15 protein-coding genes are annotated in these 23,188 nt (G+C 59.9%); 7 read left to right on the plus strand and 8 right to left on the minus strand.

The annotated features are described in order from the left end of the window. Position 1: 1 nt before the first annotated feature. Positions 2-670 carry an ABC transporter ATP-binding protein gene (locus ACA065_RS19465; RefSeq protein WP_497691101.1) on the minus strand — a complete coding sequence of 223 codons (669 nt, stop codon included), beginning with the start codon at positions 668-670 and terminating at the stop codon, positions 2-4. A 276-nt stretch (positions 671-946) separates the two neighbouring features. On the opposite strand from ACA065_RS19465, the gene pmrG reads away from it, so the two are divergent. The 3 genes from pmrG to ACA065_RS19480 all read left to right on the plus strand — a co-directional run bounded on the left by pmrG (position 947) and on the right by ACA065_RS19480 (position 5,007). After that, positions 947-1,621 (plus strand): lipopolysaccharide core heptose(II)-phosphate phosphatase PmrG, encoded by a 675-nt coding sequence (gene pmrG / locus ACA065_RS19470; protein ID WP_497691102.1) that lies wholly within the window; start codon positions 947-949, stop codon positions 1,619-1,621. A 186-nt stretch (positions 1,622-1,807) separates the two neighbouring features. Beyond that, entirely contained in the window at positions 1,808-3,463 is a 1,656-nt protein-coding gene (gene arnT, locus ACA065_RS19475; protein WP_497691103.1) for a lipid IV(A) 4-amino-4-deoxy-L-arabinosyltransferase, read from the plus strand. Positions 3,464-3,489: 26 nt separating this feature from the next. Then, the gene (locus tag ACA065_RS19480; protein ID WP_497691104.1) at positions 3,490-5,007 is read left to right on the plus strand and encodes an ArnT family glycosyltransferase; all 1,518 of its coding nucleotides are present in this window, start codon (positions 3,490-3,492) and stop codon (positions 5,005-5,007) included. Positions 5,008-5,028: 21 nt separating this feature from the next. Here ACA065_RS19480 and ACA065_RS19485 read toward each other — a convergent pair whose 3' ends face one another. After that, complete coding sequence (locus ACA065_RS19485) at positions 5,029-5,742, minus strand: AAA family ATPase (protein ID WP_497691105.1); 714 nt, start codon at positions 5,740-5,742, stop codon at positions 5,029-5,031. Next, positions 5,742-6,485, minus strand: a complete 744-nt coding sequence (locus ACA065_RS19490) for an ABC transporter permease (RefSeq protein WP_497691106.1) — start codon at positions 6,483-6,485, stop codon at positions 5,742-5,744. Before ACA065_RS19490 ends, ACA065_RS19485 begins: the two co-directional genes overlap by 1 nt. A gap of 448 nt (positions 6,486-6,933) precedes the next feature. Between ACA065_RS19490 and ACA065_RS19495 the strand changes: the two genes are divergently transcribed. After that, positions 6,934-7,182, plus strand: a complete 249-nt coding sequence (locus ACA065_RS19495) for a hypothetical protein (RefSeq protein WP_497691107.1) — start codon at positions 6,934-6,936, stop codon at positions 7,180-7,182. A 7-nt stretch (positions 7,183-7,189) separates the two neighbouring features. On the opposite strand, the gene ACA065_RS19500 is transcribed toward ACA065_RS19495, so the two are convergent. Then, the gene (locus tag ACA065_RS19500) at positions 7,190-8,236 is read right to left on the minus strand and encodes a hypothetical protein (protein ID WP_497691108.1); all 1,047 of its coding nucleotides are present in this window, start codon (positions 8,234-8,236) and stop codon (positions 7,190-7,192) included. A 395-nt stretch (positions 8,237-8,631) separates the two neighbouring features. Between ACA065_RS19500 and ACA065_RS19505 the strand changes: the two genes are divergently transcribed. Beyond that, positions 8,632-8,940 carry a DUF6124 family protein gene (locus ACA065_RS19505; protein ID WP_497691109.1) on the plus strand — a complete coding sequence of 103 codons (309 nt, stop codon included), beginning with the start codon at positions 8,632-8,634 and terminating at the stop codon, positions 8,938-8,940. Between the two features lie 1,033 nt (positions 8,941-9,973). On the opposite strand, the gene ACA065_RS19510 is transcribed toward ACA065_RS19505, so the two are convergent. Together ACA065_RS19510 and ACA065_RS19515 are read right to left on the minus strand one after the other, a co-directional pair. Continuing rightward, entirely contained in the window at positions 9,974-11,281 is a 1,308-nt protein-coding gene (locus tag ACA065_RS19510) for an IS4 family transposase (protein WP_497695382.1), read from the minus strand. Positions 11,282-11,512: 231 nt separating this feature from the next. Then, a complete protein-coding gene (locus ACA065_RS19515) occupies positions 11,513-17,791 on the minus strand; it encodes an amino acid adenylation domain-containing protein (protein ID WP_497691110.1) in 6,279 nt (2,092 codons plus the stop codon). 490 nt (positions 17,792-18,281) lie between these two features. On the opposite strand from ACA065_RS19515, the gene ACA065_RS19520 reads away from it, so the two are divergent. After that, on the plus strand, positions 18,282-19,076 hold the full coding sequence (locus ACA065_RS19520) for a helix-turn-helix transcriptional regulator (RefSeq protein ID WP_497691111.1): 795 nt from the start codon (positions 18,282-18,284) through the stop codon (positions 19,074-19,076). Continuing rightward, positions 19,076-20,497: an AdeC/AdeK/OprM family multidrug efflux complex outer membrane factor gene (gene adeC, locus ACA065_RS19525; RefSeq protein ID WP_497691112.1), complete on the plus strand. Its 1,422-nt coding sequence runs from the start codon at positions 19,076-19,078 to the stop codon at positions 20,495-20,497. The genes ACA065_RS19520 and adeC overlap by 1 nt, the downstream gene beginning before the upstream one ends. A 269-nt stretch (positions 20,498-20,766) precedes the next feature. Here the strand turns inward: adeC and ACA065_RS19530 are convergent, their stop codons facing one another. Both ACA065_RS19530 and ACA065_RS19535 read right to left on the minus strand, forming a co-directional pair. Next, positions 20,767-22,107 carry a PQQ-dependent sugar dehydrogenase gene (locus tag ACA065_RS19530; protein ID WP_497691113.1) on the minus strand — a complete coding sequence of 447 codons (1,341 nt, stop codon included), beginning with the start codon at positions 22,105-22,107 and terminating at the stop codon, positions 20,767-20,769. A 128-nt stretch (positions 22,108-22,235) separates the two neighbouring features. Beyond that, positions 22,236-23,168 (minus strand): flavin-nucleotide-binding protein, encoded by a 933-nt coding sequence (locus ACA065_RS19535; RefSeq protein ID WP_497691114.1) that lies wholly within the window; start codon positions 23,166-23,168, stop codon positions 22,236-22,238. Positions 23,169-23,188 lie beyond the last annotated feature (20 nt).

Raw genomic sequence — 23,188 nt, forward strand, 5'->3', positions numbered from 1 at the left:
CTCAGCGGGCGTCCGCAGGCACGACGCGCCCGCGATGCAACACCACCTGTTGGTCCAGGCGTGCGGCGATGCGCGGGCTGTGGGTGACCATCAACAGGCTGGTGGGGCTGTCGCGCAACAGGTCCAACAGCAGTTGCAGCACTTCATCACTGGTGGCTTCGTCGAGATTGCCGGTGGGTTCGTCGGCCAGCAACAAGCCGGGGCGCGACGCCAATGCGCGCCCCACCGCGACCCGTTGCTGCTGGCCGCCGGACAGTTGCTCGGGATAACGCTTGAGCAAGTCGCCCAGCCCCAGGCGCTCCACCAACTGTGCCTGCCACTGCGGGTCAAAGCGCCCCGCCAGGCGTGCCTGGAAGGCCAGGTTGTCGTCGACACGCAAACTGCCGATCAGGTTGAACTGCTGGAACACCAGGCCGATTTCGGTACGCCGCCAGTGCGCCAGTTGCGCCTCGCTCAGTTGATCCAGGCGCTGCTCGCCGACCTGGATGCTGCCGCCGTCCACCCGATCAAGCCCGGCCACCAAGTGCAGCAACGTGCTCTTGCCGCTGCCCGACTCGCCCATCAGCGCCAGGCTGGCGCGCTCACCCAAGTGCAAGTCGACGCCTGCCAGCACTGCCAGGGGGCCCTGCGGAGTGCCGTAGCTTTTAAACACACCTTGCACCTGCAACATAAGAACGCTCGCTTGATGGACTGCAAACGAGAATAACGGCTCAGTGTCGGCCCCACGCAAATTTTTCACATGGATTTCACTGCTTGCCCACCCTCGCCTCTCTAAATTGCCCGCCAAGTGCCGGTGATCGGCAACTTGTTAGTTGCCGTTCACGGCAACTTTTAACCGCAGCGTGTTCAGCGAAAAGACAGCAGCCCTGTGACAGTCTCTTACTCCACGACGGGCATTCGTCATGCATTGCGCCTACTTGAATAAAACACTGCCTCGACAGTGCCCATGGTGAATGATGTGGTTGACCTTACCCTGACCAAACCGCGCTCGCGCCGGGCCTCTATCAAGCGGCTGCGAAAGTGGGGAGCGGGCCTTATCGTCATCGCCTTACTGCTCAGTGGTTTCCTGCTGTGGCCGTCATCGCCGCGTGACCTGGGCATCGGCAATCGCTTACTGACCTCGCAGGTTTTACCCAGCTGGCACGATGGCGATTTGATCGTGCTGGTACGCCATGAAGAGCGCTGCGACCGCTCGGCAAACCCTTGCTTCGGCTCACCTGAAGGCCTGACCATCGTCGGCACCCAACGCGCACAAGCGCTGGGCAAAGCCTTTATCAAACTGGGCATGGATGGCAGCGACGTGCTCGCCAGCCCCGCCATCCGTACGGCCCAGACCTCGCAATTCATGTTTGGAAAAACCGAGTTGACCTCCGGCCAGCAGGCCATCTGCGGCAAAGCCATGGGCGACGAACTGGTCAGCCATAAACAGCCTGGGCGCAACCTGGTATTCGTCACCCACAGTGGCTGCATCGCCGACTTTGAATCCACCTTGGGTTTCCCCCGCGCGGCGTTCCCCGAGTACGGCAGTGCCCTGTTCATACGGGTAAAAGCAAACGGCAAGTTCGAGACGCTGGGCATCATGAACAGCCAGGCCTGGGCCGCCGTACTGAAGAAGCTTTAACAGTTTTTTACATATATCACCACGCATGTTCAGGAATACGACAGGCCTGTTCTGGCATGTTTCGATGCACCCGCTATTTTTGGACGTCATGAATACTTTCATCGACTTAGTGAACTTTGTGATTCTTTCAATTGCTACTTGCTTACACCACTACTCAGCCACTAAACGTCAAGGAGCGACGTTTTCATGACCCGTTTGAAACCGCTACCTTTATTGTTACTGGCCTTTGCCGTGTTTTATCTATTGCCCATGGGCCTGCACGGTTTGTGGATTCCGGATGAAACCCGCTACGCCCAAATCAGCCAGGAAATGCTCCTGAGCGGCAACTGGGTCGCACCGCATTTCATGGGTGTGCGCTATTTCGAAAAACCCGCCGCTGGCTATTGGCTGATTGCCCTCGGCCAGGCGGTGTTTGGTGAAAACCTGTTCGGCGTGCGCATCGCCTCGGCCTTGACCACCGGCCTGAGCGTGGTGCTGGCCTACCTCATCGCGCGCCGCCTATGGAACGACCCACGCAAGAGCTTCGCCTGCGCCCTGCTCTACATGAGCTTTGGGCTGGTGGCCGGGCAAGCGGGTTACTCCAACCTCGATCCGCAATTCACCTTGTGGGTCAACCTCAGCCTGGTCGCGCTGTGGTTTGCGCTGGACAGCCGCACATCACGTTGCCGGCTGGGCGCCTGGGCAATGCTCGGCGTGGCCTGCGCCATGGGTTTTATGACCAAGGGGTTTCTGGCCTGGCTGTTGCCCGTGCTGATCGCCGTGCCGTACATGCTCTGGCAGCGGCGTCTGGGTGAGTTGCTGCGCTACGGTCCGATAGCGATTGGCGTAGCACTGCTGCTGTGCCTGCCGTGGGTATGGGCGATTCATCTGCAGGAACCGGACTACTGGCGCTTCTTCTTCTGGCACGAGCATATCCGCCGCTTCTCCTCCGATAATGCCCAGCATGCGCGGGCCTGGTGGTTCTTCCTGCCGATCATGGTCGTGGCATGCCTGCCGTGGGCGGCGCTATTGCCAAGCACAGCGCTCAAGGCCTGGAAAGACAAACGCCAACCGGCGATTGTGTTCCTGGCCTTGTGGCTGCTGCTGCCCCTGGGCTTTTTCAGCCTGAGCAACGGCAAGCTGCCCACCTACATCATGCCGTGCCTGCTGCCCTTGGCGTTGCTGATGGGCCATGCGTTGATCGACCTGATCAAACACGGCAAAACGCGCGCGATCCTTATCAACGGCGTGGTCAATTTCGTCATCGGCCTGGTGGCGATGGTGGGGTTGATCTACTTGCAAATCAGCAACCCGATGTACGGCAACAGCCACGCCGAGATGTTCAGCCTGTCGCTGGCCTTTATCGTGTTGTTGGTCTGGATCCTCGCCAACCTGCTGCAAGCGATTCGCCCGCTGACATTATGGGCAATGCCGGCCTTGGGCATTGGCTTGCTGGTAGCGCTGTTGCCGGCCGGTATGCCGCAGATGATCACCGACACCGAAATGCCCGACCAGTTCGTGCTTGAACACATGGATGAACTGCAACAAACCCATGCTCTGATCAGCAATGAGCTGGGCTCGGCATCGGCCTTGTCCTGGCGCCTTCGCCGCCCTGAAGTGGCGTTTTATGACACCCAGGGCGAACTGCGCTATGGCCTCAAGTATGCGGACTCGGTACACCGCAAGGTTGATCTGGACAGCGTGCAGTCGTGGCTCGCCGATGCGCGCCAGCAAGGCTCGGTCGGTGTGCTGATGCGCGTCAGGAGCACCAGTGAACATCGCGAAGAAGGGCAACTGCCACCGGGCGGCAAACGTTATCGCAAGGGCGCCCTGCTACTGATCATCTACCCGAAGCTTCCTTAACGTTGCGCCTGCCGTGAGAACCGCCCATGAGCTTCTGGAAAACCGAACGCGGCGCCCTGGTGTTGCTGCTGGGCGTCTCGGCGCTACTCCTGCTGCTGGGCCTGGGCAGTCGCGACTTGTGGGGGCCGGAAACCCGCTGGGCCAACATCGCCTTGCAGATGTTGCAGAGCGGTGATTACTTCGACCCCTACCTCAAAGGCGCGCCCTACTACGACAAACCCCTGCCCTCCTACTGGCTGATCACCGGCTTCGCCAACCTGCTGGGTGGGCTCGGCCCGTGGTCGCTGCGCTTGTCGTCGGTGATTGCGGCCTGGCTGAGCATTTGGCTGGTGTACCTGATCGGCGAACGCCTGTTTCGCAAAGGCACCGGGCTGATCGCCGGCTGGATGCTGGCCACCACCTTCTACTTTCTGTTCTGGGCGCGCGTGGCCACCGCCGATGTGCTGACCGTGTGTGGCGTACTCGCCGCAGTGTGGTGGTATTGGCGCGGGCCGGATGACACACGGCTGGGGCGCTACACGGTGTTTTTCCTGCTGCTGGCGGCAACCTCGTTGTTCAAAGGCTTGATCGGCTTCGTATTGCCGGGCTTGGTGTTGTTGCCGCACCTGCTCAGCGAACACCGCTACAAGCGTCACCTCAACCTGCGCCTGTTGGCGGCGATGCTGATTGCGGCGGCGTTCTATTCGATCCCCTTCGTGCTCTCCCACCTGTATGGGGCACCCACTTACGGCGAGAGCGGGCTTGAACTGGTATTCAAGGAAAACGTGGTGCGCTTCTTCGACCCCTTCGACCACATGGGGCCGATCTACACATACCTGATTTACCTGCCCGCCTACACCCTGCCATGGGCGCCGTGCTGGCTGCTCGGTGTGTGGTTGGCGCTGCGCCACTGGCGCCACACGCCCCCTAACGTGCGCTGGCTGGTATGGGGCCTGGGCCTGCTGTTTGTGTTCTTCACCGCCAGTGGCAGCCGCCGCAGCTATTACGTGTTGCCCTTGGTGCCTTTCGCCCAGTTGCTGGCTGCCTGGTGGCTGAGTGAGCGCCTGCAGAAAAAACCGGCCAGTTGGCCACGCTGGCAAAAAGGTTTCGGCCTTACCGCAGGCGCGTTGCTGCTGGTACTCGGTGTGGTCTACCCCTGGACCACCGGCAACGGCGGTGTCACCCGCTTCGCCGAGGATGTGCAAGCCGAAGCCATCAAAAGCGCGCCGTGGAATCAGTGGCAGATGGTACTGGTGGAAGTCGACAACAAGCTGCCCATGTACCTTCAAAATGGCGGCAAGCCGTTCTACTACGTGAGCGAAACCCAGGACTTCCCCCGCCAGGGCAACAGCGCTGCGCTAATGGCCTGGCTGCAGAAAACCAGCGGCCAGGGCTTCGACCCGCAGCACACCATTATCGTCGCGCAGTACTCCAAGGACGACCCGACGCCGCTGGCGTACCTGGGCGCAGACCATCAGGTGATCACCACCCAGCCAGACAATGGCGAGCGGTTGTTTCAGAAGCGTACGAGTGGCAGCGTGGCGTTTGTGCCGATGGGTAAATGACCGCGCCTGACAAAGCCGGCTTTAAATGCTTGGCAGGCTTGCCGCGTGAATAAACGCTTCATCCAGACTGTTAGCACCATAAGCGTTCATGAAGCCCTGCGCATCCGTGAAGCGCTTGAAACGCTGCTGACTGAGCATGTAAAAGTCATCGCAATGCGCAACAATTTCATCAACGTTGTGAGATGAAACCAACACTGCAACCCCCTCCGCCGCCGCGCCCTCCAGACACCTCCAGATGTGGTAGCGAAATTCGGGATCTACGCCAGCAGTGGGCTCATCCAGAATCACAAAGTCCGCGTTGGCGCTGAGCAGGGACAAGGTGAAAAACCAACGTTTTTCCCCGTAGCTGCAGAGAGACGACTTTTTGTTCCAGATTTCACAGTATCGCTGTGCGACACCTGGGCTCCATTTTTCGATTTTATCGAGCGCATGCTGTTGGGTGACCTTTGTTTCAGAGCAAAAAAGCATGACCATTTTGAAAATATCGAACATGCGAAATACAGGGGGGGTGCTGATAATTTGCGACAGATAAAGTAGCTTGGAAAAAGAGCTGTTTATCTCACCTCCATTCATTTTCTTAAGGCCACAAATCACATCAAAAAAGGTGGTTTTGCCGGAACCGTTAGGACCTAGCAGGCCCGAGATTGACCCCGCCTCCACTCCCAGCGAAGCATTATGGAACACGGTATGACTCGCATACCTGACATTAATTGAGTCTATGATAAGCCGCGCCATTAATAACGACTCCACACTGGGTTAATGATTAAAAATCGACACATCACTGACAACAAAAGCATCAGCAGCACGACAACCATCACAACAACGGGCCAGCATTCCGCCAACCCTATTAACATCACCCTATTCGCCCACCACATCGGATTAAAGAAACTGAGGCTAGCCAGTAATGGACTGGGGGAACCTATACTGACGACTCCCAACGCTAACATCCCCAGGGACGACATGGAAAAAACAGTACTGGCATTCTGAAATCCCAGAGGGACCAGCGTCAGCAACAATGAAGGTATAGAGAAAAGAAGAAAGCAGACATAAAATCGCACGACGATAATGAAGTACTCGGAAAGACCCGCAACACCGAAAGGATTGCGCGTAAGCACATAGAAAACAGAGCAATACACTATCGACACAACTGAATAGGCAAAAAACTGCCCAACCAGAAAAATAATTTTCGTATGCCTGGTATAAACGAAAGAACGTAGAAAACCACTTTCCCTGCGACCCACTATATAAAACGCCAAGCCAAACAACGCTACACTTGATGACACAAACGCATAAAACCATGAGGTACTGGACAAGTAATCGGTCGCCGCCTCACTCACTGGTGCCCTTGTGTACGTGATCAAATAGTAGGTGACCACAGGAGAGATCACTGTCCAAAATAGTGCGACAGGCTCTTTTAATTGCTCCTTCACAAGTAACACAGCCAGTACAACCGGTCTTAACACGAGATACAGGTTCATTATTCACCTCACGGAAATGGGACCATTCTTCCTAGCCGGGAGAGAAACATCGATAATTGAAAACCTCTAGAGCACTTATTAAATCAAAACCTTCCCAGCCATTAAGAGCAGAAAAAACACACCTGAAATCCCCAAAGCAAATGAGCAATAAAAACACCCTAGCTCACCCCATAAAAAACGCAACACCTACAAATATCTCCTGTAGGAACTTTAACCACTACCAACAGGAAGTTTCACTCAAGAATTTCAGAAGACCAATAATTGCACAAAATGCAAAACCCATTTTCAGATTAGATAACATTATCTATTTTTTATAAAATTAATACGTTACGAATTACCAAGCAACAACAGCCTATGAGTTCTAACGCACAGACTTTTTGTAGGACAAAGGTCATCCCCACAAAAAATCGGAAAATAATCCGACAAATGGCCCTGGTTAATCTCATGGTTGCTGGAAGAAATCCCCAAGGATGCCATCGACCAGGCGCAGCGGCAGATGGCCGCGCATGAGTCCGTCGGGCAGAGCCGCCAGCCCCAACTGATGCAAGGCCGTGCCCGTGGTGCGCGGGAGCTGGGAGTGTCGGCCAACCCGTGGGCGGGCATGGGGTTGGTGCGTGGCGGCGCGGGCACGGCGCTGGTGGGCGCGCAGGTGTTGCCGTTGTTGCACAACGGTGACTACCAAAGCCACCGCCCGTAGAGCGTTGTTACTTCTGGTGCAAAGCCGAAAAACCTTTCTGTGCGAACTGTCCTACCCGGTCCGCTTCAGAGCCCGGCCGCGTGTAATGGTAGCTCGATAGAAACGCTTCAGGGAGCAAGGGAACCCATCTTGACAGTCCATCTATCCGGCCGTTATCGGGGGTCGATTCTTTGCCACCTTTTCTGTCAATGATTTGCAGCACTCGCTCTGCACTAGCAGCAAGATCGGCTCTGACGAAAGGGGAGAGAGAGGCACGCTCCCAATCCCCGCCTATTCGCGCCTTGAAGGTGATCAGTTCGTCATCACTCAAGGCCGCGCGAAGCCCCTTGAACAAAGGGCCCGCTGTAATTTCTTCCACCGTACGCCGGTCACCCATCACTCGGCCGTCGAAAAAACTCTCCAGCGCGTGATAACCCTGCCTACCGAACGCCTCCAGGCGCCCCGCCTCGGAAGAAGAATAGTAGGAGCCGATAGTGTCCAAAAAACCATCCCCAACCCGAGCGCTTCCGACCCTTTCTACGCCTGCATCGTTATCAATGTAATTAACCACGCGTGCCAAGCGAAACATGGCGTCAGCACGCGATTGAGGGTCAGTATTGTCGGAGCTGAAGTCACCCACCTGTTCCTTCAGGTTATCAATCAATGTTGCCCTGCGCGCCTGACCTTGCGCGCTCCTGTCCCAACTCGCCGAGAGTATTCCTCGGCTCAAGATGGGGTTGTCGTAGTAGATCCCCATGGCTGAGCGATGATCGTGCGCAGCCATGGTTTCCCCGCGCAAAGGCAGGTTCGACACGTTGAGTTCACCTGGCACTGCCGGGGGCTTTGGCGAGTGTGTAGACACTGTGCGAACGGGGTTCGCATCAAAGGTGAACGTCGGCTTATTGGCGTGGTTGTTTTTATGAATGTAGTGAGAAAATCCTTGAGGCTGAGAATTACCAACAGACAGGGTCATATGCACCTTCTTGATCAACGTCTTGCGGCGTCCGAACGGGTTCACCGAGCTATCGGTGATAGCTGTCTCTTCGTTGGTTGTGACATCGAAGGTGGTTCCCACTGAATGTGCGACTACATTTCACGCCTGAGAAAGGTTCACTCCCTGGGCTGCTTGAACATTGTGCGCCTTGGGGTTAGTGGCGTTTGGTCATGGTTTGTAAAGGGCCAGCAAGCTGTGTCTCTTTTAATTGAAGGACGTTTCCTAGACAATCCCTGCCGCCTTGTGCCTGCTGGAATCGGTGGCTAGTCTGCGGTCCGTCACTGCTCATCAGTGATCGGGTTTAGTCGCCCGGACTCCAGTTTGCGCAAGCTGTCGCCATGTTCATGGCGGCTGTGCGCAGGGCACCTTCGGGTGCGCCGGGGTTCAACTGGCCGGTCGACTAACCTGCGTACAGCCGCCACCCTTCGTTTAGTCGCAAAGGGTTCGGCTCCTTACTTACCAGTTGGAGCTTTACCATGAAAAAAGTTACGCCCAATCCCCCGCTCAATCCCGCAAAAGACCGTGCTGCGTTCAACCGCGCGATCGATCATTACCTGCCCTCTGACGGTGCTCACAGCGTTAGAGAAGACTTGAGCTTCGAAGACGCGCTGCTCTATACCGCCAGTTTGCTGCACAGTGCTTCGGCCACTGCGCTGGATTGTGGTGAGATGCTGGCGAGCCCGCAGCGGGAGAGAATTCTGGCGGTGTGGCATTTGTTGGAGGTTGCCAAGGCTACGGTGGATCGGTCTATTGAGTGCTTGAAACCTGCTAAAGCCGCTGCCTGAACGCGGGGCCGCTGGGCCGCTGGGTACATATCCGTTATTTAGGTGATGGCTGAAATTGGTTCCGCTCTTACAGCGGGTCACTTTTGGAAAAGAGCCCCAAAAGTAACCAAAAGGGCTCTTGCCCCACCACTCGGCACCTCGCCTCCGGCTCGGTGTGCCCTCACGCAGGCTTTGGAGCGGGGGCCGCCGCGATGGGCCATCCCTGGCCCAGCGCGGCTAAACCGGCGTCCTGCCGGTTTACCCCCGCTCCAAAGCCTGCGTTCGGCCAGCGTGGTTTAACGGGGCGCCTAAGATCAAGATCAAAATCAAAAGCAAGAGCACGGCGGCCTAGTAGCCGACCTGAGTGGTTAGATCAAAAGCAAAGACGAGGCGGCCTGACAGCCGACCTGTTTTTGGAAACTGAACTCAGTTGAATTGTGGGAGGGGCTTGCTCCCGATGGCGGTGTGTCAGTTTGTGCATTGGTGAATGGCCCACCGCATTCGCGAGCAAGCCCGCTCCCACATTTTGAGCTCAGTACAGCTGGTAGATGTGTGTACCCGGTCAAATGTGGGAGCTGGCTTGTCGGACCGCCGAACCGCTGCGAAGGCATCAACTGGTTATGCCTGATGTACCGAGGTGTCTGCATCGCAGGCAAGCCAGCTCCCACAAAAAAGCAGCTCTGCTTCTGATCTGTTTTTGCTGTGCTGTTGCCCTGCTTTTGCTTCAACCACTCAGGTCGGCTACTAGGCCGCCGTGCTCTTGCTTTTGATCTTGATTTTGATCTGACAGGCCCCGTTAACCACGATGGCCGCACGTAGGCACGGTGGAGCGGGTAAACCGGCAGGGATGCCGGTTTAGCCGCGCTGGGCCAGGGATGGCCCATCGCGGCGACCCGCGGAGCCGGGCCGGAGTGCGGGCATGCCGAGCCTAAGCGAGGCACCGAGTGGTGGGGCAAAGACCTTTTGGTTACTTTTGGGGCGTTTGCCAAAAGTGACCCGCTGTAAGAGCCATGCCTTTCAAGGTCTGCGTTTAAAGATCCGTTTAAAGTCATGTTTAAGCTTGTTTATCCGACTTGGCAGCCTTGAGCACCCGAGCTGTTGATACATGGGCCCGTGCAGCCTTACCTTCCAGCCACTCCTTAGGTTTGGCGACTTTAGGACCACGAGGACTTTTCGCGACGGCCTTGGGTTTGATCAACCTCGCCAGGGCCAACAACCGCTCTGCCAGCCCTTGCGAGGTCTTTTCAATAGGGAAATTCTCCGCAGGCAATGCGATCTGCATTCCCTGATAATCACTGCGAACATGCACCGCCAAATGGTAAATCGAGGCCTCCCAACCCGCTGGCTGCGTTTCGCGGTGGGCCTGATCAACACTGCGTTTGAGAACCGACAAAACGTTGTAAGCCAGAACCGCTGAGGCAAAGCCCAGCAGCGCGGCTTTAGGGCTACCAAGGCTCTTAATCTCACTGTCCAGCACCGATTCAAGGCGTTGGAACATTCCCTCAATACTCCAGCGGCGGCGGTACAAATCGGCTATTTGCCGAGCGCTAATGGTGTCGGGCAAGTTGCTCCAGAACCGCATCACCGAATCGCCTGAATCATTTGCCGTTTGCAGGCTCAACTCAACGCGTCGCCAGCGGCGGCCACCTTTTACTTCAATGATTTGCTCACGAACGCTTCCGCTGTCGACGATCCCTGACTCTTGCCAGTCGCTTTCCTGAATTATGCGAGGATGTTTGCTGTGTTCGCGAACGATGAACGAAGCCCCCGTGTCTTCGCAGGCTTGTAGGACCGGCAGCGTGCAGTAGAGCCGGTCAGCCACCCACAGTTGGCCCGCGCTTGCGCGGGCCAACAGCGGTAAAACACTGACCCGCTCGCTGGCATGGGCGTCTTCACAAGGCTGAAGATCAACGACTAAATCCAGATCAGGGTCGTAGGCCACTACGGAAAAGCCCGGGCGAGCCGCAGCTCGTTCAGTGCGCAAAGCGCCAAGACGTTTTTCAGTGGAGGGCAGGTGGTTGCCGTCAACAATACGCAATTGCCAGCCGGGTAGGATCGATGAATGGCCGAGCGTTTTTATGGTCGGCTCTAAACGCTCTGCGCTACCCGAAATCAGGGCTCGAAGCAGCTCGGGCTCGGTCCGATTAATCTTGTCATAGAGCGCCGAAAGGGTGACTGAAAGCCCCTCCATCTTGCGCGCTGCCGCGTGTAGAGAGGGTCTCAGGCCCAATGAAACTAGGGACATCAGCTCTACAACGGTTGAAAATAAAAGCTCACGGGAGTACTGACGTTGGCGGTGATCATTGAACACCTTATCAACCCATTCGGCAGGTACGGCCTGCTCTAATACCAGCTTGGTCATGACACTGGCCGGTGCTTGTTTTTCGAACCGCTCTAGAACCTTTTCCCACATGGTTTCGTCATCCTGACTGAAGTTTGGGGGGGATTTTAAACCAAGACCTTGAAAGGCATGGCTGTAAGAGCGGAACCATACGAAGCCGTTACCGCAGCAACGGATATGTACTCAGTCTACCTAAACAAGCGCACCGCCATCGCGAGCAACCCCGACTCCCACAATGACCACGCCCAGCCCTCAAATGCGCCGGCGACGGTTGAGCTGAGGAATGGCAGTCTGCGCCACTTCCACCCGTTGCACCTGCGTCGCGGTGCAGGCCGCGAGCTGCGCCAGTGTCGGCTGGCTGAACAACGTTCGCGCATCCACCTCCAACCCCGCCTTGCGCATGCGCGCCACCAAATTCACCGCCAGCAAAGAATGCCCGCCCAGTTCAAAGAAGTGGTCATGCCGCCCTACCCGCTCCAGCTTCAAAACGTCAGCCCAAATCCCTGACATCAAGGTTTCCACCTCACCCACCGGCGCTTCATAAGCACGACTGACCACCGACTCCAACCCCGGCTCAGGCAGCGCCTTGCGGTCAAGCTTGCCGGCAGGATTAAGCGGCAACACCTCAAGCTGCACAAAGGCAGCCGGCACCATGTACTCAGGCAACTGCTCCAGCACGTGGGCGCGCAAGGCGTCCAGGCTCGGCGCGTGCCCGCGCAAGGTGAAGTAGGCCACCAGACGCTCATCGCGAATCAACACCGCCACTTCACGCAAGGCCGGGTGCGCCGCCAGGCGTGATTCGATTTCGCCCAGCTCCAGGCGCACGCCGCGCAGCTTGACCTGGAAATCATTGCGCCCCAAAAACTCCAGGTTGCCGTCCGGCAAGTAGCGCACCAAGTCGCCCGTGCGATACAGCCGGTCACCGGCCACAAACGGGCTGTCGATAAACCGTTCGGCGGTCATCTGTGCCAACCCCAAATAACCACGGGCAACGCCGACGCCACCAATATGCAACTGGCCGCTCACACCGAACGGCACCGGCGCATCGTGTTCGTCGAGCACATACAGCCGCGTGTTGTTGATCGCCCGGCCAATCGGCAGTTGAAGCGTGGGCACTGGGTCGCCGGGTTCCAAGGTCCAGGCGCTGCTGTCCACCGTCGCTTCGGTGGGGCCGTAAACGTTATGCAAGCGCACCTTGGGCAAGCGCGCCTGCACGCCACGGGCCAGGGCTTCGGTGAGTTCACCGCCGCCGCACAGCACGTCGGTGAGGCTGGTGCACAGGGCCGACTCTTCCAGTTCGAGGAACTGCTGCAACATCGCCGGCACGAACTTGATCACCGTGATCTGCTGCTCGCGAACCACTTGCGCCAGGTAGGCCGGTTCACGATGCCCATCGGGCCGCGCGAGAACCAGGCGCATGCCGTTGGCCAGCGGCCAGAACAGTTCCCACACCGAGCCGTCGAAGCTGAACGGCGCACGCTGCAACAAGGCGCCGCCGTTGGTATTCGGGCACAGCCGTGAGCCCCAGTGCATGAGGTTGCCCAGGCCTCGATGCTCAATCATCACGCCTTTGGGCGTGCCGGTGGAGCCCGAGGTGTACATTACGTAGGCCAGGTTGGCGGCGCTCAAGCCGGGCACCGAAGGATTACCGATGGGCGCCTGGCTCCAGCCGTTGTGGTCAAAGTCGATCACCGGGATAGACACCTCGCCCGGCAAGTCGCGGGTGGCGGCATGTACCAGCAGCGCCACCGGTTGGCTGTCGTTGAGCATGTAGGCCAGGCGCTCGCGCGGGTAGCCTGGGTCAAGCGGCACATAAGCGCCGCCCGCTTTTAGAATCGCCAGCAAACCGACGACCAGGTCCAACCCCCGTTCGACACACAGCGCCACCCGCGAATCCGGCTGCACGCCGCGCTCACGCAGGTGGAAGGCCAACTGGTTCGCGCGCTCGTTAAGCGCGCGATAAGTCAGCTGCCGCTCGCCCGCTTGCACCGCGATGGCGTGCGGGGTATGCCGCGCATGGGCTTCAAACAGCGCCTGTACGGTGAGGGTGTCGGGGTAATCGGTTTCGGTGGCGTTGAAGTCCACCAATAGCCGGCGCAGTTCGCGGGCAGGCAGCACCTGCACCTCGCGCAGTGGCGTGTCTGGTGCGTGTTCAAGTGCGTGCGCCAGGCCATGCAGGGCCGTGTCGAGGTAGCCGAGCAGGCGCTCGGCACCGACCTTGCGCGGCGCCTTGGCCTTGAGCCGAAAGCCGTTGGTAATGTCATCGACCGTAAGCATCAGCGGGTAACTGAGGATGTCTTCACTGCTGAGCAAGGCGACGCCCGGCACCAGGTTCAAGTCCGGGTCGGCGCTGGTGTGACGGTAATTGAGCAGGCTGTTGAACAGCGGTGACGCGCCGCTGCAACGCTGCGCCAACGCAAGCGAAGCCTGCTCATGGGCGAGCAAGGCGCTGAGCTGGGCGTGGGTGTCGTTGAGCGCATCGAGCACGGTTTGCCCGGCCAGGCGCAGGCGCAACGGCAAGGTATTGATGAACATGCCCAAGGCGCGGTCGGCGCCCTCGCCGGCCTGCAAACGGCCGAGCAGCACGGTGCCGAACACCACGTCCTCGCGGCCCGCGACGCGGCTGAGCACTTGCGCCCAGGCCAAATGGAACAGGCTGGCGGCACTGACGCCAAGGGCTCGGGCCTGCGCCCGCAAGCGTTGGTTAAGGGCATCGCTGAGCGGCTGTTCGAAGGCTTCGATTTCAGCCCGATCCGCCTGGCGCTCCTGCAAGCCGAACGCCAGGGTCGGCTCATCGACATCCGCCAGGCGCTCGCGGAAGAAGGCTTCATGGGCGGCCTGGCGCTCAGGCGAACGGGTCTGCGCGACCACATTGCGGTACGGCACCGGCACCGGCAATTGCGCCTGTTGGCCGAGCAGATGGGCGCGAATTTCGTCCACCAAAACAGTGGTCGAGGTGGCATCGTTGACCAGGTGATGAAAGCGCAATCGGGCGACCCAGCGCCGGTTGTGCGGCTCTTCGGCGTAGTCCAGGGCCATCAACGGCGCCTGGCGCAAGTCCAAGGGCGCAGGCGCTTCGCACAGCGGTTGAACCCGCAGTTGAGCGTTGCGCCACACCACTTGCATCGGCTGCTCAAGCGCGTCCCACACCAAGCTGGTACGCAGGATATCGTGACGGTTGATCACCTGTTGCAGCGCCTGGGCAAACGCATCCAACTGCTCGCGGCGGGAGAAACTGAACATCGCCTGTTGCTGGTACGGGTCACGCTCATCGGTGATGTGGTGGTACAGCAAGCCTTCCTGCAACGGCGCCAGCGGGTAGATTTCCTGCACATTGGCCGCCCCTGCGGGAATGCTCGCGACGATGCGATCAAGGCTGGGCTGATCCAGCTCGGCCAGCGCGAGCATGTCCGCCGTGATGTGCGTGCAACCCAGCGGAATTCGATTGGCTGGCACCCGCAACTCGCTGCCGACGCTGGCCGCCGCCAGCGCCGCCAGGGTTGGCTGGCCGAACAACACCTGCACGTCGGCACGCAACCCGGCCTGACGCATGCGTTGCACCAGTTGCACGGCCAGCAGCGAATGCCCGCCCAGTTCGAAGAAATGATCATGACGGCCGATCTGCTGCACGTGCAGCAGTTCGGTCCAGATCTGCGCCAAGGTGGTTTCCACACCCTCGCGTGGCGCCTCAAACAGGCGCGTGACGAAGGCTGCTTGCGTGGGCGCAGGCAAGGCGTTGCGGTCGAGTTTGCCGTTGGCGGTGAGGGGCAAAACGTCCAGTTTCACATAGGCCGCCGGCAGCATGTAATCCGGCAACGAGGCTTGGAGGTGGGCACGCAGCGCCTCGATATCGACGCTGTGCTGCTCGATAAACCAGGCCAGCAATTGCCCTTCACGGAACTGCACCACGGCTTCCTTGATCGCCGGATGGGTGGCCAGCGCGGCTTCAATCTCTCCCAGTTCGATACGCACGCCTCGGATTTTTACCTGGTCGTCATTGCGGCCCAGGTATTCCAGGTTGCCGCAGGGCAACCAGCGCGCCAGGTCGCCGGTGCGGTACAGGCGCCCTGTGGTGAAGGGATCCTTCAGAAAACGTTCGGCACTCAAGTCGGGGCGATTCAAATAACCGCGCGCCACGCCCTTGCCACCCACGTACAACTCCCCCACCACACCGACGGGCACCGGGCGTTGTTGCTCATCGAGCAAGTAGACCGTGGCATTGGCGATAGGCCCGCCGATGTGCAGCGGCCGGCCCACCTCGACCCGCCCGGAGGTGGCGACCACCGTGGCTTCGGTGGGGCCGTAGTTGTTGATGACTTCGAAGGTCTGCGCCCGGCTGAAGGCGCGCAGGCGGTCGCCGCCGATCAGCAACGTACGCAATGTCGGGTGTTCCAGGCGCTGGCTGAAGGCGTACTCGGCCACTGGCGTCGGCAAAAAGCACACATCCAACGGCTGTGCGCGCCACCAGCTCAGCAGCGCGTCAATGTCTTCCGGGCCATCGTGGGCCGGTGGCAGGTGCAGTGTCGCGCCTACGCACAGCGCGGGCCAGACTTCCCAGGCCATCGCATCAAAGCCGAACCCCGCCACGCTGGCGGTGTGGCTGCCCGCGTGCAGGTTGAACGCCTGGCAGTGCCAGTCCACCAGGTTCGACACGGTGTGGTGTTCGACCATCACACCCTTGGGTAGCCCAGTGGAGCCAGAGGTGTAGATCACATAGGCGAGGTGCGACGGCGTAACCGCCACACGCGGGCTGCCCCCGAGGTAGGCGGCAGGGTTGTCGAGGCGGATCACCGGCACGTCCAGTGCGGGCAGACGGTGCAGTAAATCCTGCTGGGTCAACACCGCCACGGGCGCACTGTCATGTAATAGGTAATTCAGGCGTTCCGCAGGATGGGCCGGGTCGACAGGCACGTAGCAGCCGCCGGACTTGAGGACCGCCAACAGCCCCACCAAGGTATCCAGGCCGCGCCGGGCCACAATTGCCACACGATCATCCGGCTGTACGCCATGTTCCAGCAGTTGCAGGGCCAGGGCATTGGCCTGTTGATCAAGCTGGGTGTAGGTCAGTTGCCGGCCCTGACACTGCGCCGCCACGGCATCCGGTGTACGCGCGGCCTGCGCTTCGATGCGCCCGTGCAGGGTGTGCAGGGTGTGCAGTGCGGCAGTAGGCTGCGCGGTCGCGTTCCACTGCTGCAGCCGGGCCTGTTCGGCAGGCGTCACCAGGGAAAACTCACCCACCGCCAGCGCGGTATTTTCCAGCCCCTGCTCCAGCAGCCAGACAAAGCGCTGCGCCAACGCCTGCACTTCGGCGTGCTGGAAGTACGCTTCGTTATAGACGCAATGCAAGCACGCGGTGTCCTGGTAACGGTTGCTGCGCAGGTGGATGGCAATCGGCAGCGGTTCATGGTGGTTGGACACCTTGATCGCCCGCGCCTGGACCTGGCCGTAACGCAGGTCGTGGTCGTCCTGCTCAAAAGACACCGACACCTCGAACAACTGGTTGCGCCCCATACGACGCAGGCCCAACGCCCGGTTCATCTCGCTCAGGGGAAAGCGCTGGTGGCGGAAATCCTGCTTGAGCTGGTCACGTACACCACGCACCACTGCGCTGAACGACTCCTGCTCGCTGAACTGAAAACGCACCGCGCTGACCTGGGCGAACAGGCCCACGGTGGAACGAAAACGCGCGTTGGAGCGGTTAAGAATCGGCAGCCCCACCACCCATTCATCACGCTGGCTGGTGCGGGTGAAATACACGTACATCGCGGCCAGCAATACATGAAAGGCCGAGGCCTGGTAACGGCTGGCGACTTGTTCCATGCGGCTGAGCAGCGTCACCGGGAACGCTTCCACAACGGTGTTGCTCGGTGCCTGCGCGTTGTGGCGGGGCGTCAGCAGCGACTCAGGTAACCGTTGGTATTTGTCCAGCCAGTAGGCGCGGTCACGGGCGTAACGCGCGGAATGCAGATAGCGCTGGTCGGTGTCGATAAACTCGATATAGGAAGGCGCCTGCGGCTCCGATGGTCGACCGTGTTGCAGGTCGGTGTAGAGGCGCGCCAAGGATTGCAGCATCTGGCCAAAGCCCCAACCGTCGAGGATCAAGTGGTGGGCCAGGATGCCGAGGCGGTAGTGATCGTCGTCGAGCTTGACCAGAAAAAACCTGAACAGCGGCTCGCCGGCCATGGCATACGGCCGCGCCATTTGCGCGTGCATCAACGCCTGGGTGGCGGCATGCGGGTCGGGCAGCGCGCAAAAGTCGTGCTGCACCACTTCGACCACCCACTGGGCGTCAAAGGTTTGCCGAGGCAAGCCATCGGCGTCGCTGTGCAGCTGGGTGCGCAACGCATCGTGCTTGGCCACCAGCAGCTCGACGGCACGCTGGAGCAGCTCGGGCACCACGGCGCCGGCGAAATCGAGGTAACCGCCAATGTTGTACAGCGGCGAATCCCCCACACGCAGCTGGTCGAGCCAGATGTCCTGTTGGGCGGCGGTGAGGGGGAAGCTGGCCGGCAAGCTCGAGGAATACTGCATAAGATCCTTCTCATGGGTGTCAGGCACTGGCCGCGCAGGGTGGCCCATTACGCCGAAATTGCCGGATTTGAGCATGGGGGTTGGGGCGTGTCTGTCACCCGAAACCCGGACATCCAAAGGGGCGCAAACCGGCTTGGCTGAAGGTTCATTGATGAAACGATTAAATGGCTGTAGGAGATTGGCTATATATCACCGGCGTTGCGAGGCTTAAAAATCCCCAACAGATAAATATATTCGTTATTTATCAGTTATTTAATTAAATCTAAAAATTATCCAGCGCATTTCGTAGGCGGAATACCCCGTCAGAAACGTCGAATTAATGACGCGGATTTTATGGCAGGTTGTGTCCCTCGTTTCCGCTACATACGTAGGACAAATCCCTATGGCTAAATAACCTCTCGAACGCCGAGTTACGTTCAAGGAGTACGGCTCGCCCCACGCAGACCCAGGGCGCCCGTTGACGGTTTTCGACATCAAGGATGAGATGGCTATGAGTCTGACCCGTAGTATTGGCAGCGCCGAAAGCCCGCATTTCTACGCCGAAATGGGCGAGTTGATTTCAAACAGCGGCCACGAGCACTTCGCCGCCAGCATGTTGCATCTGGTGGACAAGTGGGTGCCTATCCACCTCGTGGACCTCAGTGAATGGACCCTCGATGAACTGCGCGACAGCGTGCGCGAGATCAAGCTGCTGGGCAGCGCCGGGCTGAAAAAGGACTTGTCTGCGCCGCAAACCCTGCACCCGCTCAAAGACCACCCGCTGCTGCGGCAAATGCTGCGCATGCAGGACCCGCTGCTGATCCAGATGAAGGCCAAGGCCGACAGCGCCCACCCGCTTGGCAGCTCGCACCAGTGCAACCTGGTGTCGCGTCAGGGCAATCGACGCTGCGTGATTTCGTTCTACCGCCCACCCACCCAACAGGGGTTTTCCCTGGCTGAGTTGTCGTTTCTCAAGTGCCTGTCAGACACCCTGTTACCGCTGATGGAGCGGCACGCGCAGATCCTGCGCCAAGCCCCCCACGCGCAGCCCGAGCCGGTTCACAACCAACTGGAGCAGTCGCAGCTGCAGCGCGAGTTCTACAAGCGTCTGTCCCTGAGCGATGTGACCCTGTCGGCGCGTGAACAGGAGGTGTGCCTGGGCCTGTTGACCGGCGGCACCGTGCCGCAAATGGCGGAAAAGCTCAGCGTGAAAAACAGCTCGATTGAAACCTACCTCAAGCGCGCCGCCGCCAAGTTGGGCGTCAGTGGTCGACATGGGTTGGCCAAATGGATGGTTGGCGCCTGATGAACAAATGGCTGCTCACAACCGTCAGCATGGTGTGGATGCTCGGCGGTTGTTCACTGATCCCCGAGTACCAACGGCCGGCCGCGCCCGTGCCGGCGCAGTACCCACAGGACGGGGTCTATCGCCTGGCGCAGGCCGGTGCCGTGGTGGCGACACCGGGCTGGCAACAGCTGTTTCACGACCCGGCGTTGCAGCAACTGATCGGTAATGCACTGGCCAATAACCGCGACCTGCGAGTAGCCGCGTTGAATGTTGAGGCGTTCCAGGCGCAATACCGCATCCAGCGTGCCGACCTGTTCCCGGCGGTGTCCGCCACAGGTGCCGGTAAGCGCCAGAAGTTGCCGCGGGAAGTGACCGGCACCGGCAAGTCTGCGATCACCTCCAACTACTCCGCCACGCTGGGGCTCAGCGCCTATGAACTGGACTTGTTCGGCCGTGTGCGCAGCCTCAGCGAACAGGCGCTGCTGACGTATTTGAGTACTGAAGAAGCGCGGCGCAGCACACAGCTGAGCCTGGTGGCTAACGTCGCCAATGCCTACCTGACCTGGCGCGCCGACCAGGAGCTGCTGGCCCTGGCCGAGCAAACCCTGGTGGCCAACGACCACAGTTGGCAACTGACCAGCCGCAGCAAAAGCGCGGGCAAAGCCTCGGCGCTGGAGGTGGTGCAAGCGCGCACGGCGGTGGAAAGTACACGCGCCAGCGTGGCCCGCTATGAGCGCCAAGTCGCCCAGGACCTGAACAACCTCGCCCTGCTGGTGGGCGGCTCGGTGGATGAGAACCTGCCGTCACGACCACTCGCCGATGACCTGGTGGCGCGCGTGCCCGCAGGCCTGCCATCCGACTTGCTGCAACGCCGCCCGGATATCCTCCAGGCCGAATACCAATTGCAGGCCGCCAACGCGAATATCGGCGCGGCCCGTGCGGCGTTCTTTCCGTCGGTCACCCTCACGGCCAACGCCGGCAGCACCAGCAAGGAGCTGTCGGGATTGTTCAAAGGCGGTTCGGGCACCTGGACCTTCCAGCCGCAGATCAACTTGCCGATCTTCAACGCCGGCAGCCTGCGCGCGAGCCTGGACTACGCCAAACTGCAAAAAGACATCACTGTGGCGCAGTATGAAAAGTCGATCCAGACGGCGTTTCAGGAAGTCGCCGACGGCCTCGCCGCCCGCCAAACCTTCAACGACCAGCTTGATGCTCAGCGGGATTTCGTCGCGGCCAACCAGGCCTACTACGACCTGGCCCAACACCGCTACCGCAGCGGCGTCGACAGCAACCTGACGTTCCTCGATGCACAGCGCTCGCTGTTCAGTTCACAGCAGGCGCTGATTGTCGATCGTTTGGCACAACTGGTGGCGGAAGTGAATCTGTACACGGCACTGGGCGGGGCTTGGGAGGATGCATCGGTGCTGGCACGGCGTTGATGCGTGGTTGACGGGACGATCTTAGATCAACGTCAAAAGCAGAGCAGTACCCCATCTACCTGAATGCAATGAAATCCAAATGTGGGAGCGGGCTTGCTCGCGAATGCGGTGTATCAGTTACAAATAAGCTGACTGACTCACCGCATTCGCGAGCAAGCCCGCTCCCACAATTTGTCCGAGTTTAGCTCCCACCATTAGTTAGGCTGGCATGCCACCCGGGCTCTGCTTTTCTGTGGGAGCCAGCTCCCACATTTACTCAGCGCCAGCTTCTAAGGTTTGCGTTGCGCCACCCGCCACACCTTGTTACCCACATCATCGGCCACCAGCAGCGCGCCTTGGGCGTCCAGGGTCCCCCCCACTGGCCGTCCTTGCGCTTCGCCTTCAGCGTTGAGAAAACCAGTGAGGAAATCCACTGGCGTGCCAGCGGGCTTGCCATCCTTGAAGGCAATGAACACCACCTTGTAACCCGCCTGCGGGTTGCGGTTCCACGAGCCGTGCTCACCCACAAACACACCATTGGCAAACGCCGCCGGCATGCCGCGCGCATCAGAGAAGGTCAGGCCCAGCGGCGCAACGTGAGTGCCAAGGGCATAGTCCGGCGCAATGGCCTGGGCGACTTTGTCCGGGCGTGGTGGTTGCACGCGCACATCAACGTGAGCACCGTAGTAACTCCACGGCCAACCGTAGAATGCGCCGTCTTGCACGCTGGTGAGGTAATCAGGCACCAGGTCGCTGCCGATTTCATCGCGCTCGTTGACCACGGTCCACAGTTGCGTGGAGCCGGGCTTCCAGGCCAGCCCGTTGGGGTTGCGCAAGCCGCTGGCGAATAGGCGCTTCTCGCCGCTGGCGACGTCCAGCTCCCAGATGGCGGCACGCCCTTCTTCGGCGTCGAGACCGTTTTCGCCGACATTGCTGTTGGAACCCACGGTCACGTAGAGCTTCGTGCCTTCGGGGTTGGCCAGCAGGTTTTTGGTCCAGTGATGGTTGATCCCGGCCGGCAGGTCGGTGACTTTTACCGGCGTGGCGTCGATGTGGGTCTGGCCCGTGGTATAGGGCACCTTGACCACCGCGTCGGCATTACCGATGTACAGCGCGTCACCCACCAGCGCCATGCCGAACGGGGATGCCAAGCCGCTGAGGAATTCGCTGCGCACTTCGGCACGGCCATCGTGGTCGGCATCGCGCAGCAGGGTGATGCGGTTGGCGCTGGGGGTATCGGCGCCGACACGGCCCATCACAAACCCCATGGCGGTGCGACGCGCCCAGGCGATCAAGCCGGTGCCGCCATCGGTGGCGCCTTCGGGCATCGGCGGGTGGTTGCTTTCGGCGACCAGCACATCACCATTGGGCAAGGTGTACACCCAGCGCGGGTGGTCGAGGTTATCGGCCAGGGCCGTGACGGTAAAACCTTCAGGCGCGGTGGGCTGGGCGCCGCCGGGCCAACCCACGGCCTTGGAAACCTTGAGTGTGGGAATCAAGGAGGTGCTGGGCGCCGGCAATTGCGGGGCAGGCCCGACACCCGCCTGGAACGGCAGCTTGGACGATTCGCCACAGGCGGTGAGAACAGCAGCAGCGCAAATCAGGAGCGCAAGTCGGCTCGGTACATTCATGGTTAAAACCTCAGGGCAAAATCCCGAAGGAGTATTGCGTGATGGGCCGAGGCTAAACACCGGGGGTGGCGCAATTGAGTATTAACCGAGGGGCACGAATGCAGAGGGGTGTGATGAGCAAGCCTGCGTTACCAATGACCCATCGCCAGGCTGAATGGCGAAAACCCGGCAAACTGCCAGCGCAACGCCAACGCTGCCGGGCGGCGCACCACACGCTCTACGGCCACCGTCCACAACCGCTGTGCACCTTCGAAAGTGGCTACTTCGGGGCCGCTGAGGATCAGCGCGGTGCGCCCGGCAATCTGCAGCACGTCACCCGATTCGAAATCGATAAACAACAACCCCGCCACTGGGTTGGCCGACAGGTTGCCCAAGGTGTTGAAGAACAGGTTGCCGGCGAAGTCCGGGATGGTCAGCACGTTGCCGTCCACGCGCACAAACCCGCGGTTGCCGCCGCGATGGGAAACGTCCACCGAGCGCTCGCCCTCCGCGTCGACGTAGCTGGCGACGAAAAAGGTGTCGGCGTTGCGGATCATTGTTTGCGCGGCCTGGTCCAGGCCGTTCAAGTGTTCGGCCTGGGTGCCGGGTTTGCGCGCGATTGCATCGACGGGCCGCAGCTGGATGTACTTGGGGCAGTTGCCAAATGTATGCACCACGTCGACCGAGAAACCCTCATGATCCAGGCTGCCAATGCGGCCATTCATGCGGTTGCGGCGGCGGGTGTTGAGGTCGATACCCAGCACCCCGACCGACGCACCGCGGTGTAACGCAGACAGCGCCGGGTCGCCTTTGGACGGCCGGCTGTCGATCTGCAAGGTGTGCGGATCAGGTGAATGAGCAAACCCCGGCGCGCCTTCCAGCAATGTCGCCCAAGGAACGCCCTGCTCATCCACCACCCCGAGCATCAGGTACGGCAGCAAGGGGTAAAAATCGCGATGCTGCGCTGGCAAATGATCGCGAATCACTTTGGCCCCGACCACCGCCATGCGCTCTGCGACACCGGCGCTTTCTTGCATCTGCCGTTCGCCGGCATGCCAGGGGGGTTGTTCGATCAGGTTCATGACGATCACCTCAGGTTGGA

The organism is Pseudomonas sp. LBUM1640 (assembly GCF_059716225.1).

What these genes read in the sequence shown, in the direction of transcription:
- ACA065_RS19465 (WP_497691101.1), bottom strand. Translation starts at nt 670, where the DNA reads ATGTTGCAGGTGCAAGGTGTGTTTAAAAGCTACGGCACTCCGCAGGGC.
- ACA065_RS19515 (WP_497691110.1), bottom strand. Translation starts at nt 17,791, where the DNA reads ATGCAGTATTCCTCGAGCTTGCCGGCCAGCTTCCCCCTCACCGCCGCC.
- ACA065_RS19505 (WP_497691109.1), top strand. Translation starts at nt 8,632, where the DNA reads ATGAAAAAAGTTACGCCCAATCCCCCGCTCAATCCCGCAAAAGACCGT.
- ACA065_RS19530 (WP_497691113.1), bottom strand. Translation starts at nt 22,107, where the DNA reads ATGAATGTACCGAGCCGACTTGCGCTCCTGATTTGCGCTGCTGCTGTT.
- ACA065_RS19535 (WP_497691114.1), bottom strand. Translation starts at nt 23,168, where the DNA reads ATGAACCTGATCGAACAACCCCCCTGGCATGCCGGCGAACGGCAGATG.
- arnT (WP_497691103.1), top strand. Translation starts at nt 1,808, where the DNA reads ATGACCCGTTTGAAACCGCTACCTTTATTGTTACTGGCCTTTGCCGTG.
- ACA065_RS19485 (WP_497691105.1), bottom strand. Translation starts at nt 5,742, where the DNA reads ATGGCGCGGCTTATCATAGACTCAATTAATGTCAGGTATGCGAGTCAT.
- pmrG (WP_497691102.1), top strand. Translation starts at nt 947, where the DNA reads ATGGTGAATGATGTGGTTGACCTTACCCTGACCAAACCGCGCTCGCGC.
- adeC (WP_497691112.1), top strand. Translation starts at nt 19,076, where the DNA reads ATGAACAAATGGCTGCTCACAACCGTCAGCATGGTGTGGATGCTCGGC.
- ACA065_RS19480 (WP_497691104.1), top strand. Translation starts at nt 3,490, where the DNA reads ATGAGCTTCTGGAAAACCGAACGCGGCGCCCTGGTGTTGCTGCTGGGC.
- ACA065_RS19520 (WP_497691111.1), top strand. Translation starts at nt 18,282, where the DNA reads ATGAGTCTGACCCGTAGTATTGGCAGCGCCGAAAGCCCGCATTTCTAC.
- ACA065_RS19490 (WP_497691106.1), bottom strand. Translation starts at nt 6,485, where the DNA reads ATGAACCTGTATCTCGTGTTAAGACCGGTTGTACTGGCTGTGTTACTT.
- ACA065_RS19510 (WP_497695382.1), bottom strand. Translation starts at nt 11,281, where the DNA reads ATGACCAAGCTGGTATTAGAGCAGGCCGTACCTGCCGAATGGGTTGAT.